Origin of the sequence: Mumia spirodelae (assembly GCF_050632745.1) — a bacterium.
Lineage (GTDB): Bacteria > Actinomycetota > Actinomycetes > Propionibacteriales > Nocardioidaceae > Mumia.
Window position 1 is genome coordinate 854,970 of record NZ_JBODSD010000001.1, and the last position, 18,002, is coordinate 872,971.

General features: G+C 72.7%; 18 protein-coding genes. 11 read left to right on the forward strand and 7 right to left on the reverse strand.

Annotation, left to right across the window (positions count from 1 at the left end; translation table 11 throughout):
• Positions 1 to 3 precede the first annotated feature (3 nt).
• Entirely contained in the window at positions 4 to 621 is a 618-nt protein-coding gene (locus ACQSSQ_RS04200; protein ID WP_431326773.1) for a class F sortase, read from the reverse strand.
• A 58-nt stretch (positions 622 to 679) separates the two neighbouring features.
• The gene (locus tag ACQSSQ_RS04205; RefSeq protein ID WP_431325777.1) at positions 680 to 1,468 is read right to left on the reverse strand and encodes a hypothetical protein; all 789 of its coding nucleotides are present in this window, start codon (positions 1,466 to 1,468) and stop codon (positions 680 to 682) included.
• Positions 1,469 to 1,678: 210 nt separating this feature from the next.
• On the opposite strand from ACQSSQ_RS04205, the gene ACQSSQ_RS04210 reads away from it, so the two are divergent.
• From ACQSSQ_RS04210 to ACQSSQ_RS04230, 5 genes are all read left to right on the forward strand, one after another.
• On the forward strand, positions 1,679 to 2,617 hold the full coding sequence (locus ACQSSQ_RS04210; protein ID WP_431325778.1) for an LLM class F420-dependent oxidoreductase: 939 nt from the start codon (positions 1,679 to 1,681) through the stop codon (positions 2,615 to 2,617).
• Positions 2,610 to 3,335 carry a tyrosine-protein phosphatase gene (locus ACQSSQ_RS04215; protein WP_431325779.1) on the forward strand — a complete coding sequence of 242 codons (726 nt, stop codon included), beginning with the start codon at positions 2,610 to 2,612 and terminating at the stop codon, positions 3,333 to 3,335. Before ACQSSQ_RS04210 ends, ACQSSQ_RS04215 begins: the two co-directional genes overlap by 8 nt.
• Positions 3,336 to 3,491: 156 nt before the next feature.
• Positions 3,492 to 4,133, forward strand: coding sequence for a hypothetical protein (locus ACQSSQ_RS04220; RefSeq protein WP_431325780.1), 642 nt, complete (start codon positions 3,492 to 3,494; stop codon positions 4,131 to 4,133).
• A gap of 212 nt (positions 4,134 to 4,345) precedes the next feature.
• The gene (locus ACQSSQ_RS04225; RefSeq protein ID WP_431325781.1) at positions 4,346 to 4,645 is read left to right on the forward strand and encodes a DUF1540 domain-containing protein; all 300 of its coding nucleotides are present in this window, start codon (positions 4,346 to 4,348) and stop codon (positions 4,643 to 4,645) included.
• Positions 4,646 to 4,696: 51 nt separating this feature from the next.
• A complete protein-coding gene (locus ACQSSQ_RS04230; protein WP_431325782.1) occupies positions 4,697 to 5,722 on the forward strand; it encodes a PHP domain-containing protein in 1,026 nt (341 codons plus the stop codon).
• 3 nt (positions 5,723 to 5,725) lie between these two features.
• Here the strand turns inward: ACQSSQ_RS04230 and ACQSSQ_RS04235 are convergent, their stop codons facing one another.
• The gene (locus ACQSSQ_RS04235) at positions 5,726 to 7,411 is read right to left on the reverse strand and encodes an FAD-binding oxidoreductase (protein ID WP_431325783.1); all 1,686 of its coding nucleotides are present in this window, start codon (positions 7,409 to 7,411) and stop codon (positions 5,726 to 5,728) included.
• Between ACQSSQ_RS04235 and ACQSSQ_RS04240 the strand changes: the two genes are divergently transcribed.
• Entirely contained in the window at positions 7,410 to 7,688 is a 279-nt protein-coding gene (locus tag ACQSSQ_RS04240; protein WP_431325784.1) for a DUF2277 domain-containing protein, read from the forward strand. The genes ACQSSQ_RS04235 and ACQSSQ_RS04240 overlap by 2 nt on opposite strands.
• Here ACQSSQ_RS04240 and ACQSSQ_RS04245 read toward each other — a convergent pair.
• Positions 7,685 to 8,767, reverse strand: coding sequence for an alpha/beta hydrolase family protein (locus ACQSSQ_RS04245; protein WP_431325785.1), 1,083 nt, complete (start codon positions 8,765 to 8,767; stop codon positions 7,685 to 7,687). The genes ACQSSQ_RS04240 and ACQSSQ_RS04245 overlap by 4 nt on opposite strands.
• 58 nt (positions 8,768 to 8,825) lie before the next feature.
• Between ACQSSQ_RS04245 and ACQSSQ_RS04250 the strand changes: the two genes are divergently transcribed.
• Positions 8,826 to 9,647, forward strand: a complete 822-nt coding sequence (locus tag ACQSSQ_RS04250) for an alpha/beta fold hydrolase (RefSeq protein ID WP_431325786.1) — start codon at positions 8,826 to 8,828, stop codon at positions 9,645 to 9,647.
• 13 nt (positions 9,648 to 9,660) lie between these two features.
• On the opposite strand, the gene msrA is transcribed toward ACQSSQ_RS04250, so the two are convergent.
• The 3 genes from msrA to ACQSSQ_RS04265 form a co-directional block, all read right to left on the reverse strand.
• A complete protein-coding gene (gene msrA, locus ACQSSQ_RS04255) occupies positions 9,661 to 10,296 on the reverse strand; it encodes a peptide-methionine (S)-S-oxide reductase MsrA (RefSeq protein WP_431325787.1) in 636 nt (211 codons plus the stop codon).
• 95 nt (positions 10,297 to 10,391) lie between these two features.
• On the reverse strand, positions 10,392 to 11,501 hold the full coding sequence (locus tag ACQSSQ_RS04260; RefSeq protein ID WP_431325788.1) for a hypothetical protein: 1,110 nt from the start codon (positions 11,499 to 11,501) through the stop codon (positions 10,392 to 10,394).
• A gap of 306 nt (positions 11,502 to 11,807) precedes the next feature.
• Positions 11,808 to 12,842, reverse strand: coding sequence for a zinc-binding alcohol dehydrogenase family protein (locus ACQSSQ_RS04265; protein WP_431325789.1), 1,035 nt, complete (start codon positions 12,840 to 12,842; stop codon positions 11,808 to 11,810).
• Positions 12,843 to 12,937: 95 nt separating this feature from the next.
• Here ACQSSQ_RS04265 and ACQSSQ_RS04270 point away from each other — a divergent pair, with 95 nt between their 5' ends.
• The 4 genes from ACQSSQ_RS04270 to ilvA all read left to right on the forward strand — a co-directional run bounded on the left by ACQSSQ_RS04270 (position 12,938) and on the right by ilvA (position 17,975).
• Complete coding sequence (locus tag ACQSSQ_RS04270; protein ID WP_431325790.1) at positions 12,938 to 14,086, forward strand: glycerophosphodiester phosphodiesterase; 1,149 nt, start codon at positions 12,938 to 12,940, stop codon at positions 14,084 to 14,086.
• A gap of 62 nt (positions 14,087 to 14,148) precedes the next feature.
• On the forward strand, positions 14,149 to 15,306 hold the full coding sequence (locus ACQSSQ_RS04275) for a cystathionine gamma-synthase (protein ID WP_431325791.1): 1,158 nt from the start codon (positions 14,149 to 14,151) through the stop codon (positions 15,304 to 15,306).
• Positions 15,303 to 16,709, forward strand: coding sequence for an AI-2E family transporter (locus ACQSSQ_RS04280; protein ID WP_431325792.1), 1,407 nt, complete (start codon positions 15,303 to 15,305; stop codon positions 16,707 to 16,709). Before ACQSSQ_RS04275 ends, ACQSSQ_RS04280 begins: the two co-directional genes overlap by 4 nt.
• Before the next feature lie 51 nt (positions 16,710 to 16,760).
• The gene (ilvA, locus tag ACQSSQ_RS04285) at positions 16,761 to 17,975 is read left to right on the forward strand and encodes a threonine ammonia-lyase (RefSeq protein WP_431325793.1); all 1,215 of its coding nucleotides are present in this window, start codon (positions 16,761 to 16,763) and stop codon (positions 17,973 to 17,975) included.
• The last annotated feature ends 27 nt before the right edge of the window (positions 17,976 to 18,002 follow it).

Here is an 18,002-nt window from a genome sequence, read left to right on the forward strand (position 1 = left end):
ACGTCAGGCGCTCGCCACGGGCGCCGCGAAGACGACCGTGTTGGACAGGTAGCCCGTGCCGTCCCAGTCGTCGCACGTGATGAGGAGCAGCCGCGGCCTCCCCGTGGTCCGGAAGAGGCGCGAGGACTTCTCGGCGAGCGTCGCCTTGTCGTAGGTCTCGACCCGGCGGACCTCGTAGCGCACGACGCCCTTGCGCGTGCGGACGACGACGCGTGCGCCCGGCTCGAGGGTGCCGAGGTGGTCGAACGCCCCGCCGCCGGTGTGCACGGTGTGGCCCGCGACGACGACGGTGCCGCGGGTCGCGCCGGGCCGTGCGCCGTCGTCCCACCAGCCGACGGACGACGCGTCGGACGGCGGTGTGAGGACGCCCTTGACGGCGCTCATCGACGCGACAGGAGCATCGACACCCAGCTCAGGGACTCTCACCGACACGGGGCGTGCCGCACGCCCGGTCGGCAGCGAACGCTTCGTCGTCGTCGGCAGCGGTGATGCTGCTGCCGACGACGCCGAAGCCGTTGCCTGCGGTTCGTCAGCACCGGTCGGCGCGGGCTGCCCCAGTCCGGACGCTGCCCACGCCACGCAGAGCGCCCCGGCTACGCCGGTCGCCAGTGCCGCCCCCATACGCACGCGGGCGCGTGCCCGGCGACGGGCACGCGCCTCGCGGCGGACGGTGACGAGATCAGGCTCGGTGGTCACCGCGCTTGCGCATCCGCATCAGGAAGGCCGAAGCGGCGAGGAGAACCGCACCGCCGAGGCCGGCGACGGTGGCGATCCACGTGGTGGAGCCCGGCGTGGTGCTCGCGGTCAGACCGGCGTCGACCGCCGTCGGAGCCGTCTCGTCGTCGCCGGCGACACCCTGGTCGTCGTCGCCGGAGTCGTCGCCCGCGTCGTCTCCGCCGGGGACGGTCGCCGTCGCGGAGGACACGGCCTGGGTCGGCGTCGCCGTCGTCTCGGGGCTGGTGGGCTCCGTCGTCGGCTCGGTGCTCGGCGAGGTCGGCTCCGTGGTGGGCTCGGTCGTCGGCTCGGTGCTCGGCGAGGTCGGCTCCGTGGTGGGCTTCTCGGTCGGCTCGGTGGTGGGCTTCTCGGTGGGCTTCTCGGTCGGCTCCGAGGTCGGAGGCGTGCCCTTGCCGTCAGGGACGTACGAGACCGAGTAGTGGCTCACGTCCTTGCAGCTGGTGTGGGAGATGGTGACGGTCTTGGCGGGCGGGTCGACCTTGATGTACTCGACGCCGGCGCCGCTCTGGGTCGAGCCCGCCTTGACGCAGTAGCCAGAGATGAGCTGGCCCTCCGGAGCGGTGACGGTGACGGACTTCTTGTCACCGGAGACGTCGATCTTGCCTGAGTCGAGGGCCTCGCACACTTCCTGACCCTTGCCGGCGGACACGGTTGCATGGGCGGGGGCGGAGACCAGGAGTGCAGGGAGCAGCACCAGTCCCGCCACCGCGACGAGCTTCTTTGCAGCACGCACGGTGGATTGCTTCTTCCTCGACCCGTCAGCACCGCGGGGGTAGGCGGCGATGGGCCGTTCGGGGGGTTTGTCCAGCTTTGTCGACCTGGAAAGCTTCCAGATCGGCTGGACCACCCTAGGGCACCCGGAAGGTCACCTGCCACCACCTGATGTACCAGTTGTGCATCGACCGCGTGCGGGGCGTCAGAGGCCCGGTGGCACAGTGGTGGCATGGAGCTGCGCATCTTCACCGAACCACAGCAGGGCGCCACGTACGACGACCTCCTCGCGGTCGCCCTGGCCGCCGAGGAGCACGGGTTCGGGGCGTTCTTCCGCTCCGACCACTACCTCGCGATGGGCGACGGGGACGGGCTGCCCGGCCCCACCGACGCCTGGACGACGCTCGCGGGGCTGGCCCGCGACACGAGCACGATCCGGCTCGGCACGCTCATGACCTCGGCGACGTTCCGTCACCCCGGCGTGCTCGCGATCCAGGTCGCGCAGGTCGACCAGATGAGCGGCGGGCGGGTCGAGATCGGGCTCGGCGCCGGCTGGTTCGTGCAGGAGCACGAGGCGTACGGCATCCCGTTCCCGTCGACCGGGGAGCGGTTCGACCGGTTCGAGGAGCAGCTCGCCATCCTGACCGGACTGTGGGAGACGCCGAGCGGCGAGACCTTCTCGTTCGACGGCAAGCACTACACGCTCAGCGACTCGCCGGCGCTGCCGAAGCCGGTGCAGGCACCCCGCCCGCCCGTGCTCGTCGGCGGCCACGGGCTGCGCCGCACACCGGCTCTGACGGCGCGCTACGCCGACGAGTTCAACCTGCCGTTCACGCTGCCCGACGAGCACCGCGCGAAGTACGACCGGGTCCGCGCCGCGTGCGAGGAGATCGGCCGCGACCCAGACGACCTGACCTACTCCAGCGCGCTGGTCGTGTGCTGCGGTCGCGACGACGCCGAGATCCGCCGTCGCGCCGCGGCGATCGGGCGCGACGTCGACGAGCTGCGCACGAACGGGCTCTGCGGCACGCCGGACGAGGTCGCCGAGCGCATCGCGGTGTTCGCGCGCGAGGGCTCGCAGCGGATCTACCTGCAGGTCCTCGACCTCGCCGACCTCGACCACGTGGCGCTGCTCGGCGAGCAGGTCCTGCCGGCGGTCGCCGATGTCTGAGCCGGCGACGATCCCCAACCTCCGCGACCTCGGCGGGCTGCCGACCGAGGACGGTGCCGCCACCCGGCACGGCGTACTCCTGAGGTCGGCGATGCCGAGCGCGGACGACCGCGGGCTCGACGGCCTGCCGTGGCCGCCGAGCCTCGTGCTCGACCTCCGCTCGTCGGCCGAGTCGGGGCCGGACCACCCGCTGGCCGACGCCGGTGCCACCGTCCGCCAGATCTCGCTCCTGGAGGCGCTGCGCCCGGACGGCCCGCAGTCCGCGAGCCCGGAGGTCGTCGCCCGGATGGCGAACGGCGGCCTGGAGGCGCTGTACCTCGGCATGCTCGAGGTCGCCCGTCCCGAGCTGGTGCAGGTCGCGTCGCTGGTCGCCGAGCACGACGGCGCGACGCTGCTGCACTGCGCCGCGGGCAAGGACCGGACGGGCGTCGCCGTGGCGATGCTGCTGCGTACGGCGGGGGTGTCCCGCGACGCGGTCGTGAAGGACTACCTCGCGACCGGGGCGTCGATGGACGCCGTGCTCCAGCGGCTGCGGCTGGCGCCGCAGATCGACCCGGCGCGGCGCGCGCCCCAGTCGTACCTGGCGATCCCGCAGGACGCCATCGACGCGGTGCTCGACGTGTGGGACGCCCACCCCGGCGGGACGGCGGGATGGCTGCGCGACGCCGGCGCGCAGACGCGCGTCGTCGACGGTCTGCGTACGCGCCTGGTCGGCTGAGGCTTCCTCTCCGCCTCAACATGAGGGTGTCGTCAGGTTTGTAACTGAGGGTTGCAGCGCACGTTACCTCTCAGTAGTGTTCGTGACCTACGACACAGCGACGGCCCTGCCCCGAGGGCGACCCCGCGAGCGTGCCGTCCAATGGGAGGGAGACCCATGTCCATTCGCAAGCAGCTCGGCGGCCTGGCGGCCGTCGGTGCCCTGATCCTGGGGAGCCTCGTCGCCACGTCCGCCCCGGCGAGCGCGCAGCCGGTGACGCTGCCGATCACCGGCAACGCGACCGTGGCCAAGCAGGGCGCCACGCTCGAGATCCCCGAGGGCGCGAAGCTCTCCGGTGACTTCACCTTCGGACCGCCGATCTCCGTCGTCGGCGACGTCGACATCCCGACGATCGAGGCGCACATCCGGCTCCTCGGCATCCCGGGCCTCGGTGACACGACCTCGACCGTCAAGATGGTGCAGACCGCGCCGACCGCGGCCACCGTCGGCACCGACGGCGTCGTCAACGTCGACCTGACCTTCCGTCTCGACGTCCCGCGGGTCTCCTCCGACCTCCTGCCGTTCCTCAACATCGTCCGCAGCGGCTGCCGCACCGGCGAGATCAAGACCACGCTGCACTCGACGACTCCGTTCTCCCTCACCGAGCCGGTCACGCTCGCGGGCGAGTTCACCATCCCCAAGTTCGAGGGCTGCGGCTTCAAGATCGGTCCGACGAGCGGACGCGACCTCCTTCTCACGTCGCTGCTGTCCGGCAGCGGCAACACGATGACGCTCCAGGCTGGTCCGATCCAGTTCTGAGCGCCCCGAGCCGGGCACCGCGCGCGACACGCCCACGATCGCCGCGGTGCCCGTGAAGCCACTGGGTCCGGTGTCCGGGAGGGACGGCACCGGACCCAGTGTGCGTCCACGCCCCTCGGGGAGCCTTGCCTAAGGCCTGCGTGGCTGAGTCTTGCCTTAGGACGGGACTCCCGACCTAGCCTGGGACCCAGGTCATCGATCAGGGGGTACGCATGAGTGTCATGGAGCTTCCCGAGGTCCACGAGTGCGCCGTCGCCGGCTGCTCGTACAACCACGAGCACGCCTGCCACGCGGGCGCGATCACGATCGCCGGCACGACGGACGACGCCGTCTGCGGCACGTTCATCGATCTGGGACCGAGCGGCGGTCTCGCCACGATGGTGGCGAGGGTCGGAGCGTGCCACCGTACTGACTGTGTCCACAACGCAGAGCTCGAGTGCACCGCCGACGCGATCCGGGTGGGTCCTGGCAAGGACAAGGCGGACTGCCTCACCTACCAGATGCGGGTCTGACCGCGACACCTGCGCGACCACCGCGTCGCTCCTGACGGTCCGGGGTCGGCGATGAGCCTTCCTGACGCCGGACCCTCCGCTGCACTGCGCGAGATCGCGTACCTCCTCGAACGCGCGCGGTCCGAGCCGCGGCGGCCGATGGCCTACCGCAAGGCCGCGGACGTCTACGACGCCCTCGACGACGACCACCGCGCGCGGCTGGCGAAGCGTGACACCTGGACCGAGCTCAGCGGGATCGGGCCCAAGACCGCGACCGTGATCGCCCAGGCGTCAGCCGGGCGCGTCCCCGACAAGCTGGCGCAGCTGCGAGCAGAGGACCAACCGGTGCCGGGCGACGACACCGCGCTGCGGGCGGCCCTGCGGGGCGACCTTCACACCCACTCCACCTGGTCCGACGGCGGGGCGTCGATCGAGGAGATGATGCGGACGGCCGCCCGCCTCGGCCACGAGTACTGCGCGCTCACCGACCACTCGCCACGCCTGACCGTCGCGCGTGGGCTCTCACCCGAGCGCCTGCGCGAGCAGCTCGAGGTGGTCGAACGCCTCAACGAGGAGCTCACACCGTTCCGGGTCCTCACCGGCATCGAGGTCGACATCCTCGACGACGGCAGCCTCGACCAGGAGCCCGAGCTGCTCGAGCGCCTCGACGTGGTCGTCGCGAGCGTGCACTCGCGGCTGAAGGACGACTCCGACACGATGACGCGCCGCATGGTGGCAGCAGTGGCCAACCCGCACACGGACGTGCTGGGCCACGTCACCGGACGCCTCGTGGAGGGCTCCAGGGGAGTGCGCCCGGAGTCGTCGTTCGACGCCGAGATGGTCTTCGAGGCGTGCAGGCAGTTCGACACGGCGCTGGAGATCAACAGCCGACCCGAGCGTCGCGACCCTCCCTCGCGGCTGCTCGACGTCGCGGTGGAGCGCGGGTGCCTGTTCTCGATCGACACCGACGCGCACGCGCCCGGTCAGCTGTCGTGGCAGGGCCTCGCCTGCGTACGTGCGGAGGCCGCAGGGATCACCGCGGACCGGGTGGTCGACACGTGGCCCCTGGACGAGCTGCTCGCCTGGACCGCGCGCTGAGCGTCAGAGCAGGACGCCAGGGTTGAGGATTCCCGCCGGGTCGAGCGTGCGCTTGGCCGCGGCCAGCGCGGCGGCGTACGGGTCGGGGCGCTGCTGGTCGTACCAGTGTCGGTGGTCGCGGCCGACCGCGTGGTGGTGCGTGATCGTGCCGCCGTGGCCGGCGATCGCCTCCGATACCGCCGCCTTGACCTCGTCCCACTGGCCGACGAGCCCGTCCCAGCGGCCCGCGGCGTACACGCCGTAGTACGGGGCCGGCCCGTCCGGGTAGACGTGGGTGAAGCGGCAGGTGACCACTCCGACGCCGCAGACCTCCTGGATCGCCGACGTCGCCGCCGCGGTGATCGCCGCGTGCAGCGCGGGGAAGCGGTCCCAGGTCGTCGCGGTCTCGAACGTCTCCGCGATCACCGACCGCTGGGCGAGGGCGTCGCGCTGGTACGGCATGCGGAGGAAGGACGAGCGCCACGTCGCGGTCGACGCGTCCCTCGTGGTCGAGGCACCGCCGGCGGCCGCCCCGGCCCTCGGCTCCTCGGCGAGCGTCCCGCCGTGGTCCCGGCAGATCGCGACGGCGCGCTCCAACGGCGCGTCGACGGGGTGGTCGGCGGACTCGAACCCGAGGACGAGCACACCGCCGCCCACGGAGGCGCCCGCGTTGAGGAACGCCTCGGCCGGGTCCAGGAGGCGGCAGTTCGACGGGTGGAGCCCGGACTGCGCCACCAGCCGCGTCGCCTCGACGGCGGCGTCCCAGTCCCCGAAGTGCACCGACGCGCCCGCCCGCCAGCGCGGCCGGTCCTGCAGGCGCATCCAGGCCTCGGTGATGACGCCGAGTGTGCCCTCGGAGCCGAGGAACATGCGGTCGGGCGACGGCCCCGCCCCGGATCCGGGAAGGCGCCGTGACTCGCCCACGCCGTACGGCGAGACGACCCGCAGCGACTCGGTCAGGTCGTCGATGTGGGTGTGGAGCGTCGCGAAGTGGCCGCCGGCCCGCGTGGCGAGCCACCCGCCGAGCGTCGAGAACGCGAACGACTGAGGGAAGTGGCGCAGCGTGAGGTCGTACGGGCGCAGCTGCTCCTCGAGGTGCGGTCCGAGCACGCCGGCCTGGATCCGCGCAGCGCGGCTGGTCCGGTCCACCTCGAGCACCTGGTCCATGGCCGTGACGTCGAGCGAGACCGCACCGGCGTACGCGCCCTCGAGGCGCGGCTCGACCCCGCCGACGACCGAGCTGCCGCCGCCGTACGGGACGACAGCGACGCCCGCGCTCGAGCACCAGTCGAGGACGTCGACGACGTCGCGCTCGGTCCGTGGGCGGACGACGACGTCCGGGGCGTTCTCCAGCTCCCCGCGCAGGTTGCGCACGACGTCGCGGAACGCCTTGCCGTGGGTGTGCGCCGCCCGGTCGAGGGGGTCGGTCGAGCACAGCTCGGCGAGCGACGCGGGAGGCTCGACGCGGCGGCGGGGGAGGAGGTCGTCGGTGGGCGTCGGCGGCGCGTGGGCGGTGAGGTCCTGGTCGGGCAGGAGCGCCGCTGTACGGCGTACGAGGGCGTCGGTCTCCGCCGGGTCGAGCGCCTCCTCGAGCGTTCCCCAACCCCACCATGACCGCGTCGCGCCGTTGCCCGCCATGGCGCGGGACTCTACTCCACGGCCGTGCGACGCCGTGACGTCGTCGGTGGCCCGGCGTAGCGTGGTCGCCATGTGCCGCAACATCCGTACGCTCCACAACTTCGAGCCGCACGCGACCGACGACGAGATCGAGGCCGCGGCCCTGCAGTACGTGCGCAAGGTCAGCGGGATGAACAAGCCGTCCAAGGCCAACGCCGAGGCGTTCGACCGTGCCGTCCACGAGATCGCGCACATCACGCAGCACCTCCTCGGCGACCTCGTGACGCAGGCCCCTCCCAAGGACCGTGAGGTCGAGGCGGAGAAGGCCCGGGCGCGGGCGGCCAAGCGCTACGCGTCGATGGCGAGCTAGGACATCTGCTCCTGCAGGAACCGCACGGTGCGGCGCATCGACGCCGGCCACTGCGGCCCGAAGGCGTGCCCCTCACCCTCGTACGTCACCAGCCGGACGTCCTTCCCGGCGCGTTCGAAGGCCGCGGCCGTGCGCTCCGACCATCGGGGCGGGCAGGTGTCGTCGGCGGTGCCGTGCAGCATGAGCAGCGGCTCGGTGACGCGGTCCACGTACGTCCGCGGTGACACCTGCTGCCAGAAGGTCGGGTTGTCCTCGGGCGAGCCGTGCGCACGGACGATGGCGCGGGCCACCTCGGGCCTCTCGGCCGCGGTCCAGCGCTCGTAGTTGTCGACGGTGTCGCTGCTGACCGAGGCGAACACGACGGCGGCGTCGACGAGGCCGGGCTGCGTGACGAGGACGTTCTGGACCACGCCGCCGCCCATCGAGCGGCCGACGAGCCCGACGCGGTCACCGTCGAGGCGCGGGTCGCCCGAGCGGCGTACGGCGAGCACCGCGTTGATCACGTCCTCGGTGTAGCCCAGCCGCAGGTCGCGCTCGGCGTCCGGGTCGTCGTCGGATCCCGCGTGGTTGCGGTAGTCGACGTGCAGGACCGCGTAGCCCTCGCGCGCGAGGTAGTCCTGCTCGCGCATCATGCCGCGGCCCGAGGTGTAGATCGCCGGATCGATGTAGCCGTGCGCGAGGATCAGGACCGGGAACGGGCCCCGCCCGCGCGGGATGTTGAGGACGCCGGAGATGCGCAGGTCGCCGCTGCGGTAGGTGACGGCGTGGCGCACGTACGCGTCGGTGCGGGCCAGCTTCTCGCGCAGGCGCAGGGCGCGTCCGTCGTACTCGGTGGCCATCAGGGTCGGCAGCGAGACGGGGCTCGCGGCGGTAGGGAGCGGGGTGGGGGCCGGCGTCGTGGGTGTGGTCGGGCTGGCGGGGGACGGCGAAGGTGAGGGATCGGCCGTCGTGGGCGACGTCTTGCTCGCGGTCCCGGCCGATGGCTGAGCGGCGTCGTCCTCCGTACGGTCGCCGGTGCACGCCGCGGTCGACAGGAGGGCGAGCGCGGCCACCCCCGTCCGTACCTGCATGATCCGCATGGATCGAGTCTGCCCCGTGCAAGGCTGGAGGGGAATCGACCAGCCGAGGTGAGCTGCGATGGCAGAGATCGAGCTCCAGGGACTACGGATCGCCTACGAGCGGGTCGGCAGCGGGCCTCCGGTCGTGCTCGTCCACGGATTCGTGGGCGACGGTCGCTCGACCTGGGGTCGGCAGATCGACGCCCTCAGCGACGACTACACCGTGCTGGCCTGGGACGCGCCCGGCGCCGGACGGTCGTCGGACCCGCCGGACTGGTTCCGGATCTCCGACTACGCCGACTGCCTGGCCGGCCTGCTCCGCGAGCTGGGCGTCGAGCGGGCCCACCTGGCCGGGCTCTCGTTCGGCGGGACGCTCGTGCTCGCGACCTTCCAGCGCCACCGGCACCTCGCGCGGTCGCTCGGGCTCGTGAACGCGTACGCGGGATGGGCCGGGTCGCTGGGACGCGACGAGGCTCGAGCACGGCTCCAGGCGTGCCTCCGTGCCGCGGACCTCCCGCCGGACGGCTTCGCCGCCGCGTTGATGCCGTCGATGTTCTCGGCCTCGGCTCCCGAGGCAGCCGTGGCCGGCTTCGGGGCGAGCGTGCGGGAGTTCAGTCCCGCAGGGTTCCGGGCGATGTCGCGCGCGTCGGCGGAGGCGGACCTCCGCGACGTGCTGCCGGAGGTCGACGTCCCCACGCTGATCGTCCACGGGGACCAGGACGTCCGCGCGCCGCGGGCCGTCGCGGCGGCCCTCCACGCCCGGATCCCCGGCTCGCGGCTCGCCGTGCTGCCCGGCGTCGGCCACATGAGCACGGTCGAGGCCCCGGACGCCGTCACCCGCGAGCTCCGGATCTTCTTCCGGAGTGCGGACGAGCGTGGCGGCCGGGGCCTCGATCGTTAGGGCCGGTGTCGCGTCAGCTGGTGGCGAACGCGACGCCGGTGGAGTGGTTCGGGCAGTAGCCGAACGGGTTCTTGACGAGGTACTGCTGGTGGTAGTCCTCCGCGTACCAGTAGTCCCCCAGCGGAGCGATCGTCGTGGTGATCTCGCCGTAGCCGGAGGCGGTCATCCGCTTCTGGTACGCCGCGCGGGACGCCTCCGCCAGCTCCTGCTGCTCGGGCGTCGTGGTGTAGATGACGGAGCGGTACTGGGTGCCGCGGTCGTTGCCCTGGCGCATGCCCTGCGTCGGGTCGTGGTTCTCCCAGAACACCTTGAGCAGGTCCTGGAAGGACACCTTCTCCGGGTCGTAGATCACGCGGACGACCTCGGCGTGGCCGGTGCGGCCGGTGCAGACCTCCTCGTACGTCGGGTTCTGGGTGAAGCCGCCGGCGTAGCCGACTGACGTCGACCAGACGCCCGGCACGTTCCAGAAGGTCTGCTCCTCGCCCCAGAAGCAGCCGAGGCCGAAGACGGCGACCTCGTAGCCCTCCGGCGGGTCCGTCATGATCGGCGTGCCGAGCACGAGGTGCTTGTCGCCGACCGCGAACGGGCGCGTCTCCCGGCCGGGAAGGGCCTGGTCGGGAGAGATGAGGTGAGTCTTGAACGAGAACATCTAGGTTCCTCCTCGGGTCCACCACGTACAACCATGGCACCCCTTCGGCTGTTCCCGGCGAGGGCGGCTGCGAGACCTGCGCACGGCGGCGGCTGTCAGTCACGTACGGAACAATCGAACGCATGAGCGAGGGATTTGCCGAGCGGCTGATCGCCGACCTGCGAGCGCGGGTCGACGGTGCGCTGCAGTCTGCCGAGGAGCGGATCGCCCGGCTCGACGACCGCGACGTCGCGATGGGGGCAGCGGCCGTCGAGGTGGTGGCGGTCACGGAGACCGTGGTCCGGATGGCGCAGGGCACCCAGATCGACGCCGTCGCCGAGCTTCTCGTGCGACGTCGTGAGGTCGCAGGCCCGTCCGCGGACGAGCGCGAGCTGTGCCGGTCGATGTTCGCGGAGATCGGGATGGCGCGCCAGGCCTCCTCGACGGCGGGCGAGACGACGTACCGGCTGGCGCGCGACCTCGAGGACCATCCCCAGGCCCGGGAGCTGCTCCGGGACGGGCTCGTCAACCAGTCGGTCGTCGCGGCCGTGTGCCGGGAGACGGTCTACCTGGATCCGGCAGGACGGGCGGAGGTCGACGCGGAGCTGGCGCCGCTGCTCGCCCAGCTCGGGCCGCGGCGCGCGGGCGCGGCGGCTCGTCGGCTGGTCGTGGAGCGCGAGCCGCACGCGGCGTTCGAGCGGACGGTGCGGGCGCGCGAGGAGCGGCACGTGCACCTGCGGCGCGAGCTCGACGCGATGGCGACGCTGTCGATCTACGCCCCGGCGGCGCAGCTCGTGCCGGTGTGGGAGCGCCTCGACGCCGAGGCTTCCGCTCGACGTTCCGACGGAGATCCCCGCACGATCGCCCAGATCGTCGCCGACCTCGCCGTCGAGTCGCTCGCCGGGGCGGCGGTGACGCCCGACGGCTCGCTCGCGGTCGACGTCGAGGTCGGGGTGCTCATGCGGCCGGAGACGCTGTTCGGTGCGGACGACAGTTCGGCGGTGCTGCAGGGCTACGGGCCTGTCCCCGGCGAGCTGGCGCGTCAGCTGGCCGCAGGTGGGAGGGGCTGGCTGAGGCGGTTCTTCACCCGGCCGGACGGGCACCAGCTCGCGTCGGTCGACCCGCGGCGGCGTCGGTTCCCCGCCGGGATCGCCCGGCTCGTCCGGGCGGCCGACGAGCTCTGCGGTCGTCCCTGGTGCGAGTGCCGGGTCCGCGAGATCGACCACACCATCCCGTACGCCCGGGGAGGCGGGACGACGCTCGAGAACGCCGGCGGGGTCTGCCGCTCGACCAACCTCCTCAAGGAGACCCGGGGCTGGCGGGTGGATCAGGACCTCGCCGGGGTGCGGACGTGGACCACGCCGACCGGCCACCGCTACGCGACGCCGGACGTTGCAGGAGCGACGGGCCCACCCGCCGACGGTCGGGGGGGCGGCGCGGGAGTGGTCGCTGATGGAGGACCGGTTGAGACATCTCGTCACGGTGTCCGGGGACTGACCGCTCGCGACCGCCACGGCTCCGGCCTGCGCGGGCTACGGCACCAGCACCGCCGCGCCGTCGAAGCGGCCCGCCTTCAGGTCGCGCAGCGCCTGCAGCCCGTCCTCGAGCGCGTACGTGTGCGTGGTCGCCCGCACGCCGTGGCGTACGGCGAGGCCCAGGAACGCGCGGCCGTCGTCGCGGGTGTTCGCGGTGACCGAGCGCAGCTGCTTCTCGTAGAACAGCTCCGACTCGTAGACCAGCGGTGGCGTGTCCGAGAGGTGGATGCCGGCGACGGCGAGGATTCCGCCGCGATCCAGCGCCCGCATCGCGACGGGGACGAGGTCGCCGACGGGGGCGAAGAGGATCGCGGAGTCGAGCGGCTCCGGTGGCGCGTCGTACGCGCCGCCGGCCGACGTGGCGCCGAGGTCGAGCGCGAGCCGTCGCGCGGCGGCGTCGCGGGTGAGGACGTGCACCCGGGCGCCTTCGGCGATCGCGACCTGAGCGCACAGGTGCGCGCTGCCCCCGAAGCCGTACAGGCCGAGACGCCCGCCCTGCGGCAGCGCGGCACGGCGCAGGGCGCGGTAGCCGATGATGCCCGCGCAGAGCAGCGGCGCCAGCGCGACGGCAGGCACGTCGGTCGGCAGCCGGTAGGCGTACGCGGCGGGGACCGTCACGTACTCGGCGTAGCCGCCGTCGGCGTCCCAGCCGGTGAACCGCGCGTACGGGCACAGGTTCTCCGCACCACGGACGCACCACCGGCACCGCCCGCACGTGTGGCGCAGCCACGCGACGCCGACGCGGTCTCCGACCGACCAGTCCTCGAGCGGGCCACCGTGGACCCCGCCACCGTCGGCGACCACCCGTCCGACGACCTCGTGACCCGGGACGACGTGCTCGTGATGGACCGGCAGGTCGCCCTCGGTCACGTGGAGATCGGTGCGGCAGACCCCGCACGCCTCCACGCGGACGAGCAGCTCACCTGGGAGCGGCGTGGGCAGCGGGGCCTCGATCAGCTCCACCGGCGGGCTCTCGCCGACCGGGCCCGGCGTCGTCACCCGCCATGCCCGCATCGTGCCCGGAAGATCCATGCCTCAGTCTCCGTCCTCGGGCGTTCGTCCACCGTTCACGCGACTCACCTCCGAGCGCTGCCCTCGCGCCACCGGGGATCGCTGCGATCGCTGTCATGAGACCACTTCGCACCAGCATCCTCGCCGGGATCGCCCTCGCCGTCGCGGCGCCGGCGATCGTGACCGCGGCCTCGGCCGCCAGCGCCACGCCCGACCACGCCGACCGCGTCGGCAACGGCTCTCCTCACGCCTCCCGCGGCCCGATCGTGATCGCCCACCGCGGCGCGTCCGGCTACCGCCCCGAGCACACCCTCGCCGCGTACGAGCTCGCGATCCGGCAGGGCGCCGACGTCATCGAGCCCGACATCGTCATCACCAAGGACAAGGTCCTCGTGGCCCGCCACGAGAACGAGATCGGCGGCACCACCGACGTCGCCGACCACCCCGAGTTCGCCGCGCGCCGTACCACGAAGACGATCGACGGCCGGCCCGTCACCGGGTGGTTCACCGAGGACTTCACCCTCGCCGAGCTCAAGACGCTGCGCGCCAAGGAGCGCCTGCCGCTCGTCCGCCCCGCCAACACCGCGTACGACGGTCGCTTCACCGTCCCGACCCTCGACGAGGTGCTGGACCTGGCGCGCAAGGAGAGCATCCGCCGTGGCCGCGTCATCGGCGTCGCCCCGGAGACCAAGCACCCGACCTACTTCCAGTCGATCGGCAACAACCTCGAGGACCCGCTCGTGCGGACCCTCAACCGTCGTGGCCTGAACCACCGCTGGTCGCCGGTCACGATCCAGTCGTTCGAGACCGCGAACCTCAAGGCGCTCTCCAAGCGCGTACGCGTCCCGCTCGCGCAGAACGTCAACCCCAGCGGACTCCCGTACGACCACGTGGTCGCCGGTGATCCGACCACCTACGCCGACATGGTGACGCCGGCCGGCCTCAAGGCCCTGTCGCGCTACGCCGACATCCTCAGCGCCGAGAAGAACGTGCTCGTCCCGCGCGACGCGACGGGTGTGCTGGGCGCCCCGACGACCGTCGTACGGGACGCGCACAAGGCGGGGCTCGACGTGTACGCGTGGACGTTCCGGGCGGAGAACCAGTTCCTCCCGGCCGACTACCGCGAGGGCACCGACCCCAACGCCCATGGTGACCTGACCGGTGAGCTGCGGGCGTTCTACGCCCTCGGTCTCGACGGCGTGTTCTCCGACTTCCCCGACGTGGCCGTCGCCGCACGGTCGAAGCGGCCGGCCCTGCTGGGCTGACCGACGGGGGGCCGGTCTCCGGCAACGCATGCGGCGCGCCGGGAGCCGTTACGCTCGCGGGTGTGAGCGACTTCGGTTTCGAGACGCGTGCCATCCATGCGGGCCAGGAGCCCGACCCCCGTACGGGCGCGGTGGTGCCTGCCATCTACGCGACCAGCACCTACAAGCAGGACGGGGTCGGCGGACTCCGCGAGGGCTACGAGTACTCGCGCAGCGCCAACCCGACCCGTACGGCCCTCGAGGAGTGCCTGGCCGCCCTGGAGAAGGGCGTCCGCGGGTTCGCGTTCGCCAGCGGCCTGGCCGCCGAGGACACCCTCCTCCGCGCCTTGACCAAGCCCGGCGACCACGTGGTGATCCCGAACGACGCGTACGGCGGCACGTACCGCCTGTTCGACAAGGTCCAGGCGCGCTGGGGCCTCGCGTACGACCCCGTCCCGATCGCCGACGTCGAGGCCGTCCGCGCAGCCGTCCAGCCGGGGACGACGCGCATCGTGTGGGTCGAGACGCCGACCAACCCCCTCCTCGGGATCGCCGACATCGCGGCACTCGCCGAGGTGGCGCACGCCGCCGACGCCCTGCTCGTCGTCGACAACACCTTCGCGTCGTCGTACCTGCAGCAGCCGCTCGACCTCGGCGCCGACGTCGTCGTCCACTCGACCACGAAGTACGCCGGCGGCCACTCCGACGTCGTCGGCGGAGCGCTGGTCGTGCGCGACGAGGCGGTCGCCGAGCCGATCGCCTTCCACCAGAACTCGATGGGTGCCGTCGCGGGGCCGTTCGACTCGTGGCTCGTGCTGCGCGGCCTGCGGACGCTGGCGCTGCGGATGGAACGCCACAGCGACAACGCCGAGCGGGTCGTCGCCTTCCTGCAGGGGCGTCCGGAGGTGTCCGAGGTGATCTATCCCGGGCTCGTCGAGCACCCCGGGCACGCGGTCGCCGCGCGGCAGATGAAGCGGTTCGGCGGGATGGTCTCGTTCCGGATGGCGGCGGGGGAGCGTGCCGCGCTCGACGTCGTGGAGCACACCGAGCTCTTCACGCTCGCCGAGTCCCTCGGTGGCGTCGAGTCGCTGATCGAGCACCCGGGTCGGATGACCCACGCCTCGGCCGCAGGGTCGCCGCTCGAGGTGCCGGACGACCTGGTCCGCGTCAGCGTCGGCATCGAGACCGCCGACGACCTCGTCGCCGACCTCGCCCAGGCGTTCGAGCGGCTGGCGCGATGACCGACGACGGGGCGCCCGGCAAGGCGCCCGGTGGCACGCCGGGCGACCCGCCAGGCGCCGCGCCCGCCGACCCGCCAGGCGCCGCTCCGGCCGACGAGGTGCCCGAGGACCTGACGCACGCGCAGTCCGAGATCGCGGCCCGCACCCGCCGGGAGCGGCTGGACGAGCTCGTCGAGCGCATGCGGTCGACCGCGCGGCGCGACCTCGCGGCGATCGAGGAGCGCGGCGGGGTGCTGGGCGACCCCGTCCCGACCTCGAGCCGGTACGCCGCGGTCGCGGTGCCTCGTACCCCGGCCGAGACGGCGCCGCCGAACGTCCCCTACGGCGTCGCCCTCGCCGCGTCGTGGGGCTGGCGCGTGATCATCATCGGCGCGGCCGCGATCGGGATCTTCTGGCTGCTCGGCTTCTTCTCCGAGATCACCGTGCCGATCGCGATCGCCGTCCTCGTGGCGGCACTGGTGCGGCCCTTCGTGGACCGGTTCGAGAAGCTCTTCCTGTCGCGCGCCTTCGCCACGCTGCTCGTCATGGTGCTCGGCATCGGCGCCGTCGTCGGGATGCTGACCTTGGTCGGTCAGCAGGTCTCCACGCAGTTCGACGACCTGAGGACCAAGGTGGTCGACGGCCTCGAGGAGATCCAGGACTGGGCCCGGACGGGGCCGCTCGGCCTGAGCGACGCCCAGCTCAACCGCTGGATCGACCGCGCGACCGACACGATCGAGGAGTGGGGGAGCAGCGGCACCGGGATCGTCGACCGTGTCACCCAGCTCGGGACGACGGTGACCCACCTCTTCGCCGGCTTCTTCATCGTCCTCTTCTCGACGTACTTCTTCCTCTACCAGGGCGGCCGGATCTGGGACTGGGTCGTGCGGCTCTTCCCGCGCAACGCCCGCGAGTACGCCGACACCTCGGGCCGCGTGGCGTGGGCCTCGCTCACCGCGTTCGTCCGGGCCACGGTGCTGGTCGCGCTCGTCGACGCGATCGGGATCGCCGTCGTCGCCTGGCTCCTCGGGGTGCCGCTGGTGCTCGCGATCGCGACCCTGGTGTTCCTCGGCGCCTTCATCCCGATCGTCGGTGCGTTCCTGTCCGGGCTGGTGGCCGTGCTCGTCGCGCTCGTCGCCCAGGGGCCGTGGGTCGCACTGTTCATGCTGATCGGCGTGGTCGCCGTGCAGCAGATCGAGGCGCACATCCTGCAGCCCTTCCTCATGGGCCACCTCGTCCAGCTCCACCCGCTCGCGATCATCGTCGCGATCGCGGCCGGCGTGACCGTGGCCGGGATCGTCGGTGCGCTGCTGGCCGTCCCGCTCGCCGCCTGCGTGAACGCGGTGGTCCGCCATCTGTCCGCGCGGGCGGAGGAGGCGCGGGTGGCCCGCGAGGGCGAGTCGCCACCGCTCGTCGCGGAGTGATCGCGCGCCGCCCCTGCTGAGACCGACGCTCGGCACGCCTAGTGTGGAGCCATGCCGGTCACCTTGGACGACGTGCGCGCCGCGGAGAAGCTTCTCTCGGGAGTCGCCGTCCGCACCCCGATCGAGTCCTCCCGTCCCCTCACCGAGCTCCTGGGACGACCCGTCGTCCTCAAGTGCGAGAACCTCCAGCGCGCGGGGTCGTTCAAGATCCGCGGGGCGTACGTCCGGATCTCACGGCTGTCCGACGAGGAGAAGGCACGGGGCGTCGTCGCCGCGAGCGCCGGCAACCACGCCCAGGGCGTCGCGCTCGCGGCGTCGCTGCTCGGGACCACGGCCACGGTCTTCATGCCCGAGGGTGCGCCGCTGCCGAAGCTGGCCGCGACCCGCGAGTACGGGGCCCGCATCGAGCTCGCCGGCACGTCGGTCGAGTCCGCGCTCGAGGCCGCCCACGCGTACTCCGAGCGCACCGGCGCGGTCCTGATCCACCCGTTCGACCACCCCGACATCGTCGCGGGGCAGGGAACCCTCGGGCTCGAGCTCCTCGAGCAGGTCCCGGACGCGGCGACGATCGTGATCCCGGTCGGCGGCGGCGGCCTCGTCGCCGGCGTCGCGCTCGCGGTCCGCGCGATGCGCCCCGACGTGCGGGTGATCGGAGTGCAGTCCGAGCGCGTGGCCCCGTACCCGCTCTCGCTCGAGCAGGGGCGCCCGACCTCCGTCGAGGCGCAGCGGACGATGGCCGACGGCATCGCGGTCTCCCGGCCCGGCGACGTCCCGTACGAGGAGATCGAGCGCTGGGTCGACCGCATCGTGACCGTCACCGAGGAGTCGCTGAGCCAGGCGCTGCTGCTCCTCCTCGAGCGCGCGAAGCTGGTCGTCGAGCCTGCGGGCGCCGCCGGCGTGGCCGCGGTGATGCAGCACCCGGAGGTCTTCGCGCGCGGCGACGGGCCGGTCGTGTGCGTGCTCAGCGGCGGCAACATCGACCCGCTGCTGCTGATGAACGTCGTCCGCCACGGTCTGGCCGCCGCAGGACGGTTCCTGTCGTTCCGGGTACGGATCTCCGACCGGCCGGGCTCGCTCGACATCCTCCTGCGGATCCTCGCCGAGATGTCGGTGAGCGTCCTCGACGTGGTGCACGAGCGGACCGGCTCGACCCTCGCGATCGACGAGGTGGAGGTGACGCTCAGCGTCGAGACCCGCGGGCCGGAGCACCGCTTCGCCGTCGAGCAGGCGCTGCGCGACCACGGCTACGTGATCACCTACACGTGACAGCACCCGCCGCCCTGGTGGGCGACG